This is a genomic window from Marinovum sp., assembly GCF_048263515.1.
GTDB lineage: Bacteria > Pseudomonadota > Alphaproteobacteria > Rhodobacterales > Rhodobacteraceae > Marinovum.
Window position 1 is genome coordinate 490671 of sequence record NZ_JBLXEC010000001.1, and the last position, 17423, is coordinate 508093.

Sequence of the window (17423 nt, forward strand, 5' to 3'; positions counted from 1 at the left end):
GGATGATCCGCTACATCGGTGTCGACTGGGGCACTTCGAGCTTTCGTCTCTGGGCGATCGGCAACGAGGGTCAGCTCCTGGGCGAACGCAAGGGCGGGCAGGGCATGTCGACGCTGACCCCGGCAGAGTACGGCCCGGTGCTCGAGGCGCATCTGGCGGCGCTTGGCGTCGGGCCGGAGGTGCCGGTGCTGATTTGCGGCATGGCCGGCGCGCGCACCGGCTGGCACGAGGCGCGTTACCTCGACCTGCCGTTGCCGCTGGGTGACCTTGCCGGGGCGGCGATCCGGGTGCCGGGTGTGGCCCGCGACATCCGCATCCTGCCCGGTGTGGCGCGGCGCGACGCAGAGCGCCCCGACGTGATGCGCGGCGAAGAGACCATGCTTCTGGGCGCGGCGCTGCGCTGTGGTGTCGAGGGCACGATCTGCATGCCGGGGACCCATTCGAAATGGGCGCAGGTCACGCAGGGCGTGCTCACCCGCTTCGAGACGGCGATGACCGGCGAGGCCTTTGCCCTGCTGTCGCGGCAGTCCACCCTGTCGGGTTTTGTCGGTACGGAGTTCGACGAGGGCGCCTTCGCGGCCGGTGTTCGCGCCGCCCTGGCGCAGCCCGAGACGGTATTGCGCCAGCTCTTCCACCTGCGGGCCGGTCCGTTGCTGGAGCTGATCGAGGCGGCCGACGTGGGCGCGCGGCTCTCGGGCCTGCTGATCGGTCAGGAAATCGCCGGGGCGCCGGTTGGCGAGGAGGCGGTCACCCTGATCGCCTCGGGCCTCTTGGCTGACCGCTACACCCGAGCGCTGGAAATCGCCGGCTGCACCGTCCGCCGGCTCGACGCCGATGAGGCGGTGCGTGCCGGGCTGGCTGCGGCGGCGGCGGCCCTCTGGCCGACTTGCATCGAGAGCGTCAGCTGACCGCCCCGCGTCACATGCTTAAGAATACAGGCCGCCGCGCAACACGGCGGCCTGTTCCGTTTTCAGTGCCAGCCGACCCGCGGCGACACCGGGATCATGTCGTCGGGCCGCGAGCGGATCATCTCGGAATGCTCCTTGCGGATGCTGTGGTAACCGGGATCGTCGAAGAGGTTGACCATTTCGTCCGGGTCCTCCTGCAGATCATAGAGCTCGCCTGTGTCGGTGCGCAGGTCGGTCGACATCCGGTAGCGCGCGCTGCGAACCGTCACCAGGTCCATGTCGACGGCCGAGCGCAGGCTGTCCACCTCGTATTCCGACAGCGCGAAATCGCGGCTTTCGCTGCCGTCCCAAAGCCCCCGCCACGACCGGCCATGGCCCTCTGGCGCGGCAAGCCCCGCCATGTCGGCGGCGGTGGCCAGCACGTCGACCGTACCCACGGGATCGTCGATCACCCGGCCCGCCGGTACCTCCGGCCCCTGGATCAGGCAGGGCACCCGCAGCAGACCATCATAGAGCATCGGGCCCTTGAGAAGCAGGCCATGGTCGCCCAGCCATTCGCCGTGATCCGAAATGAAGATCACATAGGTGTTCTCCAGCTCGCCCTTGGCGCGCAGCGCCTCGAGGATGCGACCGACCTGCTGGTCGACGGAAGAGATCATGCCAAAGTAGATCCGGGTGATGTCGCGCAGCGCCGCCTCGGTCAGCTCGCCCTTCTGGCCCCAGTCGATACCACCGGCATTGTGCTCCGATCCCTGCTTGATCGGCTTGGCGCGGTCCTCGACGAAAGCCTTGTGCCACCAGGGCCGGTTGTCGAGGTCGAGCTCCGGGTGCGGCGCGATGGTCACCTCGTCGGGGGCATACATGTCGCACCAGGGTTCCGGCGACAGGAACGGCGGATGCGGGTCGGGGAAGGAGACCCAGGCCATCAGCGGTTTGTCACCCTTGGCCTCGATCATCTCGACCGCGCGGTCGCCGATCCAGGGCGAGGAATGCCACTCGGCGTCGAGCCCCGAGCGCCATGCCTGGAAATGCGCGGTGTCGGGCGACAGTCGCTCCTTGGCCTTGTCCCAGCGCGCCTGTCCCTTACCGTCCTGGTCGAGCCAGTACTCGTAATGCAGCGCTTCCGGCGGCGCGTACCACTGTGTGTGGTGGTGGGGGCGCAGCATCATCTGCACGTTGTCAAAGCCCATGTAGGCGCCCGACCAATCCGGCGCGAAGTCCTTGGCGCTCTTGTAACATTCCGGGCGGCCGGTCGGCTCGAAGGTCTGCTGGCTCGACAGATGCGCCTTGCCGATGAAATGGGTATCATAGCCGGCGCGGCTGAAGGTGCCGCCCAGACCCGCCTCGGCCAGGGTCTCGTCGAGATCGCGCCCATTGTCGCGCACGCCGTGGCTGTAGGGCAGCTTGCCGGTCAGGATCGAGGCGCGCGCCGGCTGGCACATCGGATGGGGGCTGACGCATTTCGAGAAGCGCACGCCATTGGCGCCGATGCTGTCGATATGCGGCGTACGCACGCCACGGCCCTCGGGGCCGATACAGTCGCCGCGCTGCTGATCGGTCGAAATCAGGATGATATTGGGTTTCTGGCGCATTCGGAGCCCCTTTCACTGTTCGGAATCGTGGATGTCGGTCTCCGGTAAACTATGCCGGGCAGATACAGGATGTACAATAAGAAAAGAATAATGTACGATTTTTGAGGGAAGAGAGGAGCATCCTGAAAATGATTCGAAACCTGCCTGTAGTCACCGCTACCGCCATTCTTCTGGCTTCGACCGCCGGGGCACAGACCGTGCTCGACGTCGTGGCCTGGAAAGGCAATGAAGCCGAGCCAGCCGGTCTGCCCGAGCTGATCGAGAAATTCGAAGCCGCGAACCCCGACATCGACGTGGACCTGACCTATGTGGCGCGCAAGGACGTCGACAAGGTGATCCCGCCGCGCCTGCAAGGCGGCAATCCGCCCGACGTCACCATGGTCGACAGCTCGCTGGTCGATCTCTGGGGCGGCGCCGGGTTCCTGAGCGATCTGGGCACCGACAGCGCCTGGTATGACAAGATGGTGCCTGCGGTGCGCGAGGTGATGACCACCGAAGGCGAAATCCGGGTCTTCCCGCTGGAAGTCATCGGCATGGGTAACTTCGTCAACATGGACCTGCTGGCCAAGGCCGGGATCGACAAGGCGCCGGTCACCCTCGACGAACTGAAGGCCGCCTGCCAGGCGCTCTCGGCCGAGGGCATCGCGCCGATGATCTTTGCCGGCGGCTTCCCGGCAATGCTCTTTGTCGGGGCAAATGGCATCGATCCGAACGGCGTGTCCCCGGCGGAGTATGGCTCGGGCGACCGCAGCTTCGTGGACGACGAGAACTTCAACGCCGCGCTCGATGGCGTGCGCGATCTTGTGGCGGCAGAGTGCTTCGATCCCGAGCTTCAGGCCGGCCTCGACCCCTGGGCCACCGCGCCGCAGGAGTTCCGGTCGGGCAATGTCGCGATCCTGCCGCAGGGCGCCTGGAATATCGGCAATTTCTCCGCCGTCGCCGATCTGAACTTCCAGTTCGCGCCGATGCCCTCGCGCTATACCGACAAGGGCCTGGCGCTCGATCTGGTCGGTCCCGGCTGGGCGATCCCACGGGATGCGGAACATGCCGAGGCCGCGCGCAAATGGGTCGACTTCTTCGCCGAAGAAGAGAACCTCAACATCTTCCTCAAGGCCGAAGGCGCCTACAGCCCCTATACCGGCGGTGTCTCGACCATGCCGGACCTGGCAGCACCCTATACCCAGGCGCGCGAGGCGGGCAGCCTGATCCTCTGGCCGTTCTCGACGCTGGAGTTCCCGAAGGCCCTGCAATCGGAATGGGAAGACAGCATTACCGGCTTCCTGCTCAACATCGACAAGCCCAACGAGGACACGCTGCAGCGTTGGGATGATACGGTGGAAGACAACATGTAAACCCGCGCGGCCCGGCGCCTGATGCGCCGGGCCCTGCCATGCAGCCACACTCGACGGGGGAGACCATGCGCGCGAGACTTTCACTTTACTGGTTCACGGTGCCGGCGCTGCTGGTGATCGGGTTGTTCTTCATCCATCCGATCATCCTGACCTGGAACATGAGCCTGACCAATTTCGCAGGCATCGGCGAGGCCAAGGACGTCGGCTGGCGCAACTACGAGCGCATCTTTACCCGTGACCGTTACCTGCAGGAAATCTGGCTGACGCTGTGGTACACGGTGATCGTGGTCTCGGCGCTGACGGTGACGGGGCTGTTCTTTGCCGCGATGCTGCACCGGCTGCCGCTGATCCGCAATTTCAGCCGCGCCGCGCTTTATACCCCCGCGATGATGTCCTTTGTCGTCGTCGGCTATATCTGGCAATTCCTCTATTCGCCGCTCAACGGCGGCATCAACGTGGCCCTGCGCGATATGGGTCTTGGCGCATGGGAGCAGAACTGGCTGGGCGATCCCTCGATCGCGCTTTATTCCGTGGCCTTCACCCAGATCTGGATGTTCACCGGGTTCACCTGCGCCATCTTCCTTGCCGGGTTCGCCGGCATCCCCGAGGAAATCGGCGAGGCCGGGCGGCTGGAAGGCGCCACCTCCTGGCAGCGCTTCCGCTATCTCGAACTGCCGCTCCTGGGCCCGTCGATCACCGTTTCGGTCATGCTGACCACCATCGGCACGCTCAAGACCTTCGAGCTGCCCTTCATCCTGACCAAGGGCGGGCCCGACGGCGCCACGCGCCTGCTGTCCATCGACATCATCGACAACCTGTTTGGCCAGTACAAGTTCGGCTTTGCCAGCGCGCTGTCGATCGTGATGCTGGTGATCGTGCTGGGGGTTGCCTTTATCCAGAACAAGGTCCTTCGCGACCGGGAGTCCACATGATGAGCCTCTCCGACACCGCCACGCCCCGCACCGCCGCCAGCCCCGACTGGGACCTGATCCGCCGCCGCGGCAAGTCGATCCTGGTGCATGGCATCGTGCTGGCGCTGGTCGCCATCATGCTGCTGCCGCTGGTCTACATGGTGATGATGTCCTTCAAGACCCCGACCGAGATCGCGCAGGATCCGCTGGGCCTGCCCGACAGTCTCTACTGGGGCAACTACATGGCGGCGCTGTCGTCGATGGGCTATGTCCGCTCGGTGCTGAACTCGATGGGCATTACCATCTCGGTGATCGTCGTGGTGGTCTTTGCAGGCGCCATGGCGGCCTATCCGCTGGCGCGGCTGCAGAACCGGGTGAGCCGGGTGATCGTCATGGTCATGGCGCTGGGGCTGGCGACGCCGAACTTCGTCACCATCACTCCGATCTACGTGATCTTCCGCGATCTCGGCCTGCTCGACAGCTACCTTGGCATTGTCCTGGCCTTTGCGGCGCTGAAACTGCCGCTGGCGGTGTTCTTCTACACCAGCTTCATCGCGGCGATCCCGATCGAGCTGGAAGAGGCCGCGCGGCTGGACAATTGCAACAACTGGCAGATCTTCTGGCACGTGATCCGGCCGCTGCTGGCACCGGTGACCGCCACGCTGTCACTGTTTGTCATGATCATGGTGTGGAACGACTTCATCTATCCGCTGCTGCTTCTGACCGACAAGGACAAGCTGACGGTAATGATCGCGGTCTACAAGTTCGTCGGCAACACCGGCATAGACCCGACCAAGCTGTTCCCGGCCGCCGTTCTGGGATCGTTGCCGCTGCTCCTGATGTTCGCGGTCTTCCAACGCAAGATCATGGCCGGGGCCACGGCGGGGGCGGTGAAATGAAGCTGGACGGCAAGCATATCATCGTCACCGGCGCAGGCGCAGGCATCGGGCTGGGCATTGCCCGGGCCTGCCGCGCCGCCGGGGCCGAGGTGACCGGCTTTGACTGGAAGACCGACGGCGCGGACAAGCTCGAAGAGATCGGCGCGCGGCTCAAGCAGGTCGATGTCACCGACCTTGACGGTTTCGAGGCGGCGATTGCCGCGGCGCATCAGCGTGCAGGTCGGCTCGACGGCATGGTCAACAATGCCGGCGTCACCATCAAGGTGCCGTTCCTCGAGATGACCCGCGATCAGATGGAGACGCTCTGGACCGTCAACCAACGCTCGGTGCTGGTAGGCTGCCAGGCGGCGGGGCGGATCATGAAAGAGGCCGGGCAGGGCGCCATCGTCAATCTGTCCTCGGTCCACGCCCGGGCCACCAACCCCGGTCACGAGGCCTATGCCGCGACCAAGGCCGCCATTGCCGCGATGACCCGCGCGATGGCCTGGTCGCTGGGGCGTTACGGCGTTCGCGTCAACGCAATCTGCCCGGCGCTGGTGCGCACCGAGATCGTCGACACCGCAATGCAGGACCCGGCCATCGCGGCGCGGGTGCAGGCCTACAACCCCGAGGGCACGGTCACCACGGTCGACGAGATCGGCGCGCTGGCGGTGTTCCTGCTGTCTGATGCCGGGTCTGCGATGAACGGATCCGAGGTGATGGCCGACCGGGGGATGTCGGCGCTCCTGGATGTTTTTGATATGAGGAGGACGTGAGATGGCCGAACTGGCGCTCAACAATGCGATCAAGCGCTACGGCGCGACACAGGTCATCCATGGCGTGGATTTGCAGGTCGACGACGGCGATTTCTGCGTCTTCGTGGGACCGTCCGGCTGCGGCAAGTCCACGCTTCTGCGGATGATTGCCGGGCTGGAGGAAACGTCGGACGGGCGGATGACCATCGGCGGCCGCGACGTGACCCATGCCGACCCGGCCAAGCGCGGCGTTGCCATGGTGTTCCAGACCTACGCGCTCTATCCGCATATGACCGTGCGCGAGAACATGAGCTTCGGCCTCAAGATCGGCGGCACCGACAAGGCCGAGATCACCCGCAAGGTCGATGCCGCGGCGCAGATCCTCAAGCTGCAGGATTACATGGACCGCAAGCCCAAGGCGCTCTCTGGCGGTCAGCGCCAGCGCGTCGCCATCGGCCGTGCCATCGTGCGCCAGCCGGATGTCTTCCTGTTCGACGAGCCGCTGTCGAACCTCGACGCCGAGCTGCGCGTCGAGATGCGGGTCGAGATTGCCAAGCTGCACAAGCAGTTGGGCGCCACCATGGTCTACGTTACCCATGACCAGGTGGAAGCCATGACCATGGCCGACAAGATCGTGGTTCTGCGCGATGGCCGGATCGAGCAGGCCGGCGCACCGGTGACGCTCTACGAGGACCCCGACAACCTCTTTGTCGCCGGTTTCATCGGCTCGCCGCGGATGAACTTCTTTTCCGGCACGGTGACCCGGGTCGAGGCCGGGGGCGCGGTGGTGACCCTGCCGCGGCTGGGCAATGTCGAGGTGCCGGTGGCGCTGGCGGATGCGCCGGTGATGGGGACCGCGGTGAAACTCGGCCTTCGGCCCGAGCATTTCGAGCCCGAAGGCAGCATTCGCGCCGAGCTGACCATCGACGTGATCGAGAACCTCGGCGGCGTGTCCTACGCCTATTCCTCAAGCGAAGAGGACGACCACCCGGTGATCGTCGAGATGCGCGGAAAGTCGCGGCCCAGCGAGGGCGGCCGCTTGGCGGTGGGCTTTGATCCCGCTTCGGCGCTGCTGTTCGACGCTGCGAGCGGCCAGCGTATCCGCTGAAGTAAAGGCCCCCGACGTTGCAAGCGCCGGGGGCCGTTTAAGCTACAGCTCGGCGGCGTAGGGCGGCAGGCCCGGCACCTCCATCTCGACGGCAAAAAGGCCGCCGGCCAGCGGGTTGGCGGCCTTTTCCGCTTCGGTCATGCTGAAGGTGCCGGTGGTGATGTAGAGCGTTTTGAGGTCCGCGCCGCCGAAGCAGCAATTGGTGACGATCTCGCAGGGCAGGTCGATCTGCGCCACGACTTCGCCCTCCGGCGACATCCCCAGCACCCGGCCGCGATCGCAGATCGCCACCCAGAGCGTGCCTTCGGCATCGACCGTCAGACCGTCCGGCTTGCCGGTGCTCTCGTCAAAGTGGCGCAGCGCGCGCCAGGTGCCGTGTTCGCGCAGATGCAGCACGCCCGGTACGCTGTCGATGAAGTAGAGCCGGCTGCCGTCTGGGCTCCAGGCGAGGCCATTGGAGATCGTGGTGCCGCGCATCATCACCTGCGGCCCCTCGCGGTCATAGCGATAGAGCGCGCCGGTCGGGCCCTTGGCGCCCTCGGACATGGTGCCGACCCAGAGCGCGCCGTCCGGTGCTGCGATCATGTCGTTGAGCCGGTTGCCGGCGATCTCGGGCTCGGGGTCATGCAGGACCTTGATCTCGCCGGTCTCCGGCGTCACGATGCCAAGACCCCGCGCCGTGGCGATCAACAGCTGGCCGTCGCGGTCCAGCGCCAGAGCGCTGATCAGACAGGGCAGGGCGGTGCGGCTGGCCGCGCCCGTCACCGGGTCATGGCCATGCAGCGCCTCGCCGGAGATATCGACCCACCACAGCCGCCCGCGACCAGGATCCCACAACAGCCCTTCACCACAGCCGGCTTTGGCGGCATCAACGCAACGGGGCGAATCCATATCGATCTCCTCTGGAAATAATGTATGATATGATGTACATCATGGATGAATTGGCGAAAAGTCTTGACGACTGCAACGCATGGGTGAATTTGTAACTATGAGCACACATGGCCCCATCTCCCTTGCCGCCGACAAGGAGCCTGCCGACTCCTCGTCTTCGTCGATCTATGACGCGATCCGCCACGACATCCTGTCCGGCGCGCTCGAGGCCAATGCCCGGCTGAAGATTTCCGAGCTGGCGAAACGTCACAAGACCTCGACCAATCCGGTGCGCGAGGCGCTGCAGCAGCTGCGCGGCGAGGGGCTGGTGCTGTTCACCCCGAACCAGGGCGCGCGGGTCCGCCCGATCGACACCGAGTTCGTGCGCGACGTGGCCGAGGTGGGCTATCAGCTCGAGCCGTATCTGCTGAAGCTCTTTGTCGAGACTGCCAGCGCCGAGGACATCGCCGAGCTGGAGCGCATCCAGGACGAGATCGAAGCGCTGAACTTCGAGGACAAGGCGCGCCACACCGACCTCAACCACGCCTTCCACGAGACGATGTACGAGCGGCATTACAACCGGGTGGCCTTTGGCGTCTGGAAGCAGCACCGCGAGATCCTCGGCTCGATCAGCAGCCGCATCCCGATTGCCATCGGCCGGCAAGAGGCGATCCTGCGCGAACACCGCGCGCTGATCGACGCGATCAAGGCGCAGGACGTGGGCCGGGCGATCAAGGTGCTGAACCAGCATATCGGTGACGCCGGCCGCCATGTGGTCGACCAGCTGCGGATCGAGCTGACCCGGTCCTCGCGACAGCGCAAGAACTGATCCGACGGAATGACCTTGGACCCTGCGCGCGGCGCGGGGGCTCTTGGCGTGCCCTGAGGGCGGAACTTTCCGGCAGATGGAATGACGGGGGGCGATGGCTTCCGGCGGTTCGGCTCTGTTCTCGGTGCGGGGCGCTGTGCGCCGGCGATTTTTGTGACTCATAGATACTTCGATTGAAATCAGCTGGTTAGCTGGGCGCTCCCGCTGGGAAGCTTCATAAATCAAACATTACTCCAATAAAATAATGTACGATCCGGTAATTTCATGTACCGTAAATGAAAGACGATTCTATTTGGAGGTGCCGACGTGCCCGCAAACCCATCCAGCGCAATGGCCAGCCCGGCAGATGTCCAGCCGCTGCGGCGCGTGTCGCCCGACGTGGCGATTGCAGCGATCGAGGCCATCCCGGCGCGGGTCGGTGGCCGCAACCAGCTGCTCGTCAGGGTCGAGACCGGCGACGGGCTGGTCGGCTGGGGTGAATCCGGCCTGTCCTCGCGGGAAGCCGCAGTCACCGCGGTGATCAACGATTTCGCCGGCTTCCTGGTCGGCCGGGACTCGCGCCAGATCGGCCGGATCTGGCAACAGGCCTATCGCAGCCAGTATTTCGAAGGCGGGCGGGTGCTGACCGCCGCGATCTCGGCCATCGACATCGCGCTCTACGACCTGTTGGGCAAACGCCTCGGCGTGCCGGTCCACCAGCTTCTGGGCGGAAAGCAGCGTGACGTGGTGCCAACCTTCGCCAGTTTCCTGTCGTCCTCGATCGAGCAGTCGCTGGCCGACACGCAGACCCTTGTCGATGCCGGCTGGGACTGCGTGCGGATCTATCCCGACGGCTTCGACGGCAACTCGGTCTTCGACCCGCGCGCCTCTCTGGGCCGCACGGTCGAGACGTTGGTTGCCCTGCGCGAGGCCTTTGGCCGCGACCTCTGCCTCGGCATCGACCTGCATCACCGCTATTCCCCGGCCGAGATCGCCAGCTTCTGTAACATGCTGCCGCCGGGCACGCTGGATTTCCTCGAGGAGCCGATCCGCTCGGAAAGCCCCGAGGCCTATGCCATGCTCCGCCAGATGACCAACATCCCCTTTGCCGTGGGCGAGGAGTTTGCCTCGAAATGGCAGGCCGCGCCCTTCATCGAACAGGGGCTCACCCAGTACATGCGGCTCGATATCTGCAACATCGGCGGCTTTACCGAGGCGATGAAGATCGCCGGCTGGAGCGAGCGTCATTATGTTGACCTGATGCCGCACAACCCGCTGGGGCCGATCTGCACCGCCGCCAGCGTGCACATGTCGGCGGCGGTGCCGAATTTCTCGTGGCTGGAGACCCGGCAATCGCCGGTCGAGAGCCTCGGTTTCCACGACAAGGCGCTTTTCCCGGTCCAGGTCGAGCTCGAAGGGCCGGTCTACCGCGTGCCCGACGCGCCGGGGCTGGGCGTGGAAGTGAACGAACAGGCGATCCGGGCCAGCCAGCCCGAGCATGTGGAATGCCCGCATCTGACCAAGCCTGACGGATCCGTCACCAACTGGTGACAGAACGAACCCAGAGGAGGAGACCATGGGTCACATGAGACAGACACGACAGACACTGATGGGAGGCGCCGCGGCGCTGGGGCTGATGGCCCTGTCAGCCACCGCCACACTCGCCAACGGCTATGACCAGGCGCCGATGTTCGACCCGCTGGTCGCCGACGGCACCCTGCCACCGCTGGAGGCACGTCTGCCGGCCAACCCGTTGGTCTTCGAGACGGTGTCCGAGATCGGCGAATATGGCGGCACCCTGCGTCGTGCCATCCTCGGCGGCGGTGACCAGCACAATATCGTGCGGGTGATCGGTCACGAGAACCTGGTGCGCTGGAGCGTCGACTGGACCGAGATCAAGCCCAACATCGCCGAGAGCTGGGAGGTCTCGGACGATGCCACCACCTTTACCTTCAAGCTGCGCGAGGGCATGAAATGGTCTGACGGCGCGCCGTTTACCGCCGATGACATCATGTTCTGGTACGAGGTCTTTTCCGACCCGCGCCTGACGCCGTCGAAACACCCGATCTACGTCGGCCCCGAAGGTCCGGTCACCGTCACCAAGCTTGACGAGACCACCGTCGAGTTCAAGTTCGCCTCGCCCAACGGGCTGTTCATCCCGAACATGGCCTATGGGTTCGGCTACTACCCGGTGAACTATCCCAAGCATTACCTCACGCAGTTCCACGCCGACTACAACCCCGACGGCATCGAGGCGCTGGTCGCGGCGGAACCGGCGGCCACCGACTGGATCTCGCTCTTCACGCTGAAGGCCGGGCACATGCATACGCCGGCCTTCTGGCAGAACCCGGACCGGCCGACGCTGCACCCCTGGAAGCTGAAGAACGCCTATGGCGCCGCCGACCGGCTGGTGGCCGAGCGCAACCCCTACTTCTGGAAGGTCGATGCCGAGGGCAACCAGCTGCCCTATTTCGACGCCATCACCTGGGACCAGGTCGAAGACCCCGAGACCATCCTGCTCAAGGCGTTCAACGGCGAGATCGACTACATGAACCGCCACCTGGGACGGCCCGCAAACCGGGCGATCCTGACCGACAACGCCGAGCGCGGCAAATACCGCTTCTTCGACACCAATGACCTGCCGTCGAACGGCGCGATCCTGATGCTGAACCTCAACAACCCCGATCCGGTCAAGAACGAGGTGGTCAACAACAAGGACTTCCGCATCGGTCTGAGCCATGCGGTCAACCGGCAGGAGATCATCGACCTGATCTACCTCGGCTCGGGCCGCGCCGCGCAGACCGCGCCGCAGCCGGTCTCGCCGCTCTATGACGAGGAAATGGCGACGCAGTTCACCGAATTCGATCCCGACCTCGCGAACGAATACCTCGACAAGGTGCTGCCGGAAAAGGACGACGAGGGCTTCCGCCTCGGCCCCGATGGCAAGCGCTTCTCGCTGGTCTTCATGGTGGCCGATGTCTTTGGCGCGCAGTTCCCCGACGTGATGGAGCTGGTGGCGATCTATGCCGCCGACGTGGGGCTGGATTTCCAGATCCGCATGAGCGACCGGGCGCGGCTGCAGGAGCTGGCTTCCTCGGCGCAGCATGACGCCTATATCTGGAACTGCGCCGGCGGCCAGTCCGACGCCTATACCTCGCCCGAATGCTATCTGCCCTTCGGCACTGCGGTCTACTGGGCGCCTGAATGGGCCAAGTGGGGCGTCGATCCTGCCACCGGCATCGAGCCGCCGGAAAGCATCAAGGCGCTCTTCACCCAGTACGACATGGTCAAGGCGGCCCCCACTTCCGAGACGCGCAAGTCCGAGATGGAGAAGCTGCTCGACCTGTCCAAGGAGGCCTTCCTGACCGTGGGCCTGGTGCAGAGCGATCCGGCCTTCGGCGTGGCGCGCAACAACGTGAAGAACGTGCCCGATCCGCTGCCGATCTCGGGGCAGCTCTGGTACCCGTCGCCCTACGTCAGCCAGATGTTCTACGAAGGCGGCAAATCCCTGCCATAGGGGTGCCGCACGGCCGGCCTGAAGCCTCCTCCCGCTTCGGGCCGGCCCCCGTGGGATCGCCGCAGGGCGATCCCCCCAATCTTCGACAGAAAGTTATGCAATGCTCGGCTTTGTCTACAGACGGCTGCTCTACATGATTCCGACCGTCGTGTTGGTGTCGGTCGTCACCTTCCTCATCATCCAGCTGCCCCCCGGTGACTACCTCGACACCCTGGCGGCGGAACTTTCCGACAGTGGCGGTCTCGACGCCGGCACCATGGAGGCGCTCCGCGAACGCTATGGTCTCGGCCAGCCCTTCTTCGTGCAATACTGGAAATGGATTTCCGGCATCGTCTTTCACGGCGACTTCGGCCTCTCGTTCGAAAAGAACCTGCCGGTGGGCGATCTGATCTGGGACCGGCTTGGCTGGACCTTTGCGATCTCGCTGCTGACGCTCCTGTTCATCTGGGCGGTGGCTCTGCCGATCGGCATCTACTCGGCGGTGCGCAAGTATTCCTTCGGCGACTACGCCGCGACGTTCTTCGGCTTCATCGGCCTTGCCGTGCCGAACTTCCTGCTGGCGCTGGTAATGATGTACGTGGCCTTCAAGTACTTCGGCCAGTCGGTCGGCGGGCTTGTCAGCCCCGAGTACCTCGACCAGCCCTGGAGCTGGGAGAAGCTGGTCGACCTGCTGCAACACATCTGGATGCCGATCTTCGTGGTGGGCACCTCGGGCGCCGCCGCGCTGATCCGCATCATGCGCGCCAACCTGCTGGACGAGCTTTACCGGCCCTACGTCGTCACCGCCCGCGCCAAGGGCATGTCCGAATTCCAGCTGCTGCTGCGTTACCCGGTGCGTGTTGCGCTCAACCCCTTCATCTCCACCATCGGGTGGATCCTGCCGACGTTGGTCTCGGGAGAGATCATCGTGGCGGTCGTGATGAACCTGCCAACCACAGGCCCGATGCTGCTGCGCGCGCTTCTGGTGCAGGACATGTACCTGGCGGGCTCGCTCATCCTGATCGTCAGCCTGCTGACCGTGCTGGGCACCCTGATATCCGACCTGCTGCTGGCCTGGATCGACCCGAGGATCAGATACCAATGACCGATCAGACAACCGACCTGTCCGCCGTGGCGCCGCCTGCCGCAGAGCCTGACACCATGCCCGTGCTGCTGGGCCCTTGGGCGCTGATGTGGCGCAAGTTCCGCCGTCACCGGGTGGCTTACCTGAGCCTCTGGGTGGTGGGCTTCATCTATGCCATGGCGCTCTTTGGCGAGTTCCTCGCCACCACCGACATCCAGGAAACCAACCGCCGGGCGCCCTTTGCGCCGCCGATGAGCGTGCATCTCTTCAACGAGACCGAGGACGGCAGCCGGCAGGTCCTGCTGCATGCCAAGGGGCTGAAGCTGACGCTCGACCCGGTCGACCGCCGCCGCACCTTTGTCGAGGACCCGGAAAAGGTCATTCCGCTGGGCTTCTTCGTCAAGGGCTTCGACTATCACCTGCTGGGGCTGATCCCGACCAACCGGCATTTCTTTGGCCCGGTGAACCCGAAGGACCGGGTGTATTTCTGGGGGGCCGACCGGCTCGGCCGCGATATCTTCAGCCGGATCGTCATGGGCACGCGGATTTCCATGTCCATCGGCCTGGTCGGCGTGGCGCTGTCGCTGGTGATCGGCGTCTCGCTGGGTGGGCTCTCGGGCTACTACGGCGGCTGGGTGGACAATGCGATCCAGCGGCTGATCGAGTTCCTGCGCTCGATCCCGACCATCCCGCTGTGGATGGGGCTGGCCGCCGCCATCCCGCTCGACTGGCCGCCGCTGCGGACCTACTTCGTGGTGACCATGATCGTCTCGATGATCGGCTGGACCAGTCTCGCCCGCGAAGTGCGCGGCAAGTTCCTGTCGCTGCGGGGTGAGGATTTCATCACCGCGGCCCGGCTCGACGGTCTGTCGGACTGGCAGGTGATCCGCCTGCACATGGTACCGAGCTTTGCCAGCCATATCATCGCCTCGCTGACATTGGCCGTGCCGCTGATGATCCTCGCCGAGACCTCTCTGTCGTTCCTCGGCATCGGCCTTCAGCCGCCGATCGTGTCCTGGGGCACGCTGCTGAAGGAAGCTCAGAACATTCGCACAATCATTCAGGCCCCCTGGCTGCTGATTGCCCCGGGATCGGTGATCGTCGTGGCGGTGCTGGCCCTCAACTTCCTGGGAGACGGACTTCGTGATGCCGCAGACCCCCATGCCCACTGACCCGCTGATCCAGATCCGCGACCTGCAGACCCACTTCTTCACCGATGACGGTGTGGTCAAGGCGGTCGACGGCGTCGATCTCGACATCCATGCCAACCGCACGCTCTGCATCCTTGGAGAGTCGGGCTGCGGCAAGTCGATCATGGCGCGCTCGATCCTGCGCATCGTCGATGCGCCGGGGCGGATCGTCGAGGGCTCGATCCTCTATCGCAATGCCCATGGCGGGAGCGTCGATCTCGCCACGGCGCGGCCCGGTTCGCGTCAGCTGCGCGAGATCCGCGGCCAGGACATCGCGATGATCTTTCAGGAGCCGATGTCCTCGCTCGGTCCGATCCAAAAGATCGGCCGGCAGATCACCGAGACGATCATGCTGCACCGCAAGGTGACCAAGGCCGAGGCGCGCGAGATCGCCATCGACCTGCTTGACCGGGTCGGCATCCCACGCCCGGCCGAACGCTTCGAGGCGTATCCTTTCGAATTGTCGGGTGGGATGCGGCAACGGGCGATGATCGCCATGGCGCTGTCGTGTCAGCCCCGGCTGCTGATCGCCGACGAGCCGACCACGGCGCTCGACGTGACCACACAGGCGCAGATCCTCGACCTGATCGCCGAGCTCAAGGAAGAGCTGCAGATGGGCGTCATGCTGATCACCCATGATCTGGGCGTGGTGGCCGAAGTCGCCGAGGAGGTGGCGGTGATGTACATGGGCAAGGTGGTCGAACGCGGCGATGTCTTCTCGATCTTCGAAGCGCCGCAGCACCCCTATACCCGCGCGCTTCTGGCTTCGGTGCCACGGATGGGGCAGGGGCGGCGCGACCGTCTGCCGGCAATCCGGGGCATGGTGCCGCATCCGCTGGCGCGGCCTGCCGGCTGTGCCTTCCGCGCCCGCTGCGACCACGCCATGCCGGGGATCTGCGACGCAAGACAACCCGCGCTCAAACCCGTCGGCCGCACCGAGGCCGCCTGTTTCCTGCATCACAAGGAGGCTCTTCATGACTGACGTTCTGATGCAGGTCCGCGACCTCGACATGCATTTCCCCGGCGCCTCCAAGGGCCGCAAGGCGGCCAACCCTGTGCGCGCCGTCGACAAAGTCTCCTTCGACGTGCACCGGGGCGAAAGCTTCGGCATCGTTGGCGAAAGCGGCTCTGGCAAGACCACCCTGGGCCGCTGCCTGATGCAGATCCTGTCGCCCACCGGCGGCTCGGTGCGCTTCAACCCGCGCGGCAAGCCCGGGGTCGAGATGACCGAGGCCGATGCGGCGGCGCTGCGGGCGATCTGGCGCGACATCCGCATGGTGTTCCAGGACCCGCAATCCTCGCTCAACCCGCGGCTGCGGGTGATCGACCTGATCGGCCAGAGCCTGCGCCAGTCAGAGGGTCTCAAGGGGCAGGCGCTGGCGGACCGGGTGTCTGAACTGCTGCTGCAGGTGGGCCTGCGCCCGGAATTCCTGCAGCGCTATCCCAACGCCTTTTCCGGCGGCCAGCGCCAGCGGCTGGGCATCGCGCGGGCGCTCGCCACACGGCCCGAACTGGTCATCGCCGACGAGGCGGTCTCGGCGCTCGACGTCTCGATCCAGGCGCAGACTCTGAACCTGCTGATGGACCTGCAGGAACAGTTCGATCTGACCTATGTCTTCATCGCGCATGACCTGGCTGTGGTCGAACATTTCTGCGACCGGATCGCGGTGATGTACCGGGGACGGATCGTCGAACTGGCGCGCACCGAAGAGCTGTTCCGCGCGCCACGTCATCCCTATACCCGCGCGCTGCTGGCCTCGGTGCCGGTGCCAGACCCGCGGGTGCGGCGCAAGACGGAGACGGTGGAGCGGGTGGTCGAGGGCGACGGACAGACCGCAGGCTGCAACTTCGCGCCGCGCTGCCCGCATGCCACCGATCTCTGCCGCTCGACCCCGCCCGGGCTGCGGCAAATCGCGGGTGCAGACGTCTACTGTCATTTTGCAGGCACAGAGTAACAGTGATACGCGCGGAAGCCTTGGAGACAGTCCAATGACGACGAACCTGTGAGCGATACTTGAACCGCGACTCCTATTGGCGTTGAGGGTAGGGGCGTCGACCCATTTCCTCCATCATCTTCTCCCGGAAGACCTCGGCGGGGGTCTTCCATCCGAGGCATTTTCTGGGTGTTGCGTTGAGGCGGTCACAGATCATCTTCAAGTCATGATCAGTGAGTGCCGTGATGTCGCGCTTACGCGGTAGCCATCTTCGGACCCGTCGGTTGGTGTTCTCGACGGTCCCTTTTTGCCACGGCGATGAGGGATCGCAAAACCACGTCTGCGTTCCAAGCTCGGCCTGGAGATGCGGCCAGCTGACGAACTCGGTGCCACGGTCGAATGTGATGGACTTGCGCGCGAGGTGGGGCAGGTCGCGCACTGCCTTCATGATATTGCCCATGACCGGCTTGGTGCGCTTGTTCGGGTTCTTCAGCAGCACCGTGAAGCGGCTGACGCGCTCGACCAGCGAGGTCACGT

At 65.0% G+C, this 17423-nt stretch carries 16 protein-coding genes; 13 read left to right on the top strand and 3 right to left on the bottom strand.

Annotated features, from left to right (window positions below; translation table 11 throughout):
- Positions 1–2 precede the first annotated feature (2 nt).
- Entirely contained in the window at positions 3–908 is a 906-nt protein-coding gene (locus ACN0SE_RS02320) for a 2-dehydro-3-deoxygalactonokinase (protein WP_417522860.1), read from the top strand.
- A 62-nt stretch (positions 909–970) separates the two neighbouring features.
- Here the strand turns inward: ACN0SE_RS02320 and ACN0SE_RS02325 are convergent, their stop codons facing one another.
- Positions 971–2500: a sulfatase gene (locus ACN0SE_RS02325; protein WP_417522861.1), complete on the bottom strand. Its 1530-nt coding sequence runs from the start codon at positions 2498–2500 to the stop codon at positions 971–973.
- Positions 2501–2628: 128 nt separating this feature from the next.
- Here ACN0SE_RS02325 and ACN0SE_RS02330 point away from each other — a divergent pair, with 128 nt between their 5' ends.
- The 5 genes from ACN0SE_RS02330 to ACN0SE_RS02350 all read left to right on the top strand — a co-directional run bounded on the left by ACN0SE_RS02330 (position 2629) and on the right by ACN0SE_RS02350 (position 7504).
- Positions 2629–3852: an ABC transporter substrate-binding protein gene (locus ACN0SE_RS02330; protein ID WP_417522862.1), complete on the top strand. Its 1224-nt coding sequence runs from the start codon at positions 2629–2631 to the stop codon at positions 3850–3852.
- 65 nt (positions 3853–3917) lie between these two features.
- A complete protein-coding gene (locus ACN0SE_RS02335) occupies positions 3918–4784 on the top strand; it encodes a carbohydrate ABC transporter permease (RefSeq protein WP_417522863.1) in 867 nt (288 codons plus the stop codon).
- Positions 4784–5662, top strand: coding sequence for a carbohydrate ABC transporter permease (locus ACN0SE_RS02340; RefSeq protein WP_417522864.1), 879 nt, complete (start codon positions 4784–4786; stop codon positions 5660–5662). The genes ACN0SE_RS02335 and ACN0SE_RS02340 overlap by 1 nt, the downstream gene beginning before the upstream one ends.
- Positions 5659–6417, top strand: coding sequence for an SDR family NAD(P)-dependent oxidoreductase (locus ACN0SE_RS02345; protein WP_417522865.1), 759 nt, complete (start codon positions 5659–5661; stop codon positions 6415–6417). The genes ACN0SE_RS02340 and ACN0SE_RS02345 overlap by 4 nt, the downstream gene beginning before the upstream one ends.
- Position 6418: 1 nt before the next feature.
- Positions 6419–7504 carry an ABC transporter ATP-binding protein gene (locus tag ACN0SE_RS02350; RefSeq protein WP_417522866.1) on the top strand — a complete coding sequence of 362 codons (1086 nt, stop codon included), beginning with the start codon at positions 6419–6421 and terminating at the stop codon, positions 7502–7504.
- Between the two features lie 42 nt (positions 7505–7546).
- Here ACN0SE_RS02350 and ACN0SE_RS02355 read toward each other — a convergent pair whose 3' ends face one another.
- A complete protein-coding gene (locus ACN0SE_RS02355; protein WP_417522867.1) occupies positions 7547–8395 on the bottom strand; it encodes an SMP-30/gluconolactonase/LRE family protein in 849 nt (282 codons plus the stop codon).
- 97 nt (positions 8396–8492) lie between these two features.
- Between ACN0SE_RS02355 and ACN0SE_RS02360 the strand changes: the two genes are divergently transcribed.
- The 7 genes from ACN0SE_RS02360 (at position 8493) to ACN0SE_RS02390 (ending at position 16907) form a co-directional block, all read left to right on the top strand.
- Positions 8493–9203, top strand: a complete 711-nt coding sequence (locus tag ACN0SE_RS02360) for a GntR family transcriptional regulator (protein WP_417522868.1) — start codon at positions 8493–8495, stop codon at positions 9201–9203.
- Between the two features lie 330 nt (positions 9204–9533).
- Positions 9534–10733 carry a mandelate racemase/muconate lactonizing enzyme family protein gene (locus tag ACN0SE_RS02365; protein ID WP_417522869.1) on the top strand — a complete coding sequence of 400 codons (1200 nt, stop codon included), beginning with the start codon at positions 9534–9536 and terminating at the stop codon, positions 10731–10733.
- A gap of 34 nt (positions 10734–10767) precedes the next feature.
- Positions 10768–12699 (top strand): ABC transporter substrate-binding protein, encoded by a 1932-nt coding sequence (locus ACN0SE_RS02370; protein ID WP_417522870.1) that lies wholly within the window; start codon positions 10768–10770, stop codon positions 12697–12699.
- Between the two features lie 100 nt (positions 12700–12799).
- Positions 12800–13783 carry an ABC transporter permease gene (locus ACN0SE_RS02375; RefSeq protein WP_417522871.1) on the top strand — a complete coding sequence of 328 codons (984 nt, stop codon included), beginning with the start codon at positions 12800–12802 and terminating at the stop codon, positions 13781–13783.
- Entirely contained in the window at positions 13780–14934 is a 1155-nt protein-coding gene (locus ACN0SE_RS02380; RefSeq protein ID WP_417522872.1) for an ABC transporter permease, read from the top strand. Before ACN0SE_RS02375 ends, ACN0SE_RS02380 begins: the two co-directional genes overlap by 4 nt.
- Positions 14909–15934 carry an ABC transporter ATP-binding protein gene (locus ACN0SE_RS02385; protein WP_417522873.1) on the top strand — a complete coding sequence of 342 codons (1026 nt, stop codon included), beginning with the start codon at positions 14909–14911 and terminating at the stop codon, positions 15932–15934. The genes ACN0SE_RS02380 and ACN0SE_RS02385 overlap by 26 nt, the downstream gene beginning before the upstream one ends.
- Positions 15927–16907: an ABC transporter ATP-binding protein gene (locus ACN0SE_RS02390; protein WP_417522874.1), complete on the top strand. Its 981-nt coding sequence runs from the start codon at positions 15927–15929 to the stop codon at positions 16905–16907. Before ACN0SE_RS02385 ends, ACN0SE_RS02390 begins: the two co-directional genes overlap by 8 nt.
- A 73-nt stretch (positions 16908–16980) precedes the next feature.
- On the opposite strand, the gene ACN0SE_RS02395 is transcribed toward ACN0SE_RS02390, so the two are convergent.
- Positions 16981–17423, bottom strand: a 443-nt coding sequence (locus ACN0SE_RS02395) for an IS30 family transposase (RefSeq protein ID WP_417522875.1), incomplete at its 5' end; no start/stop codon positions are given.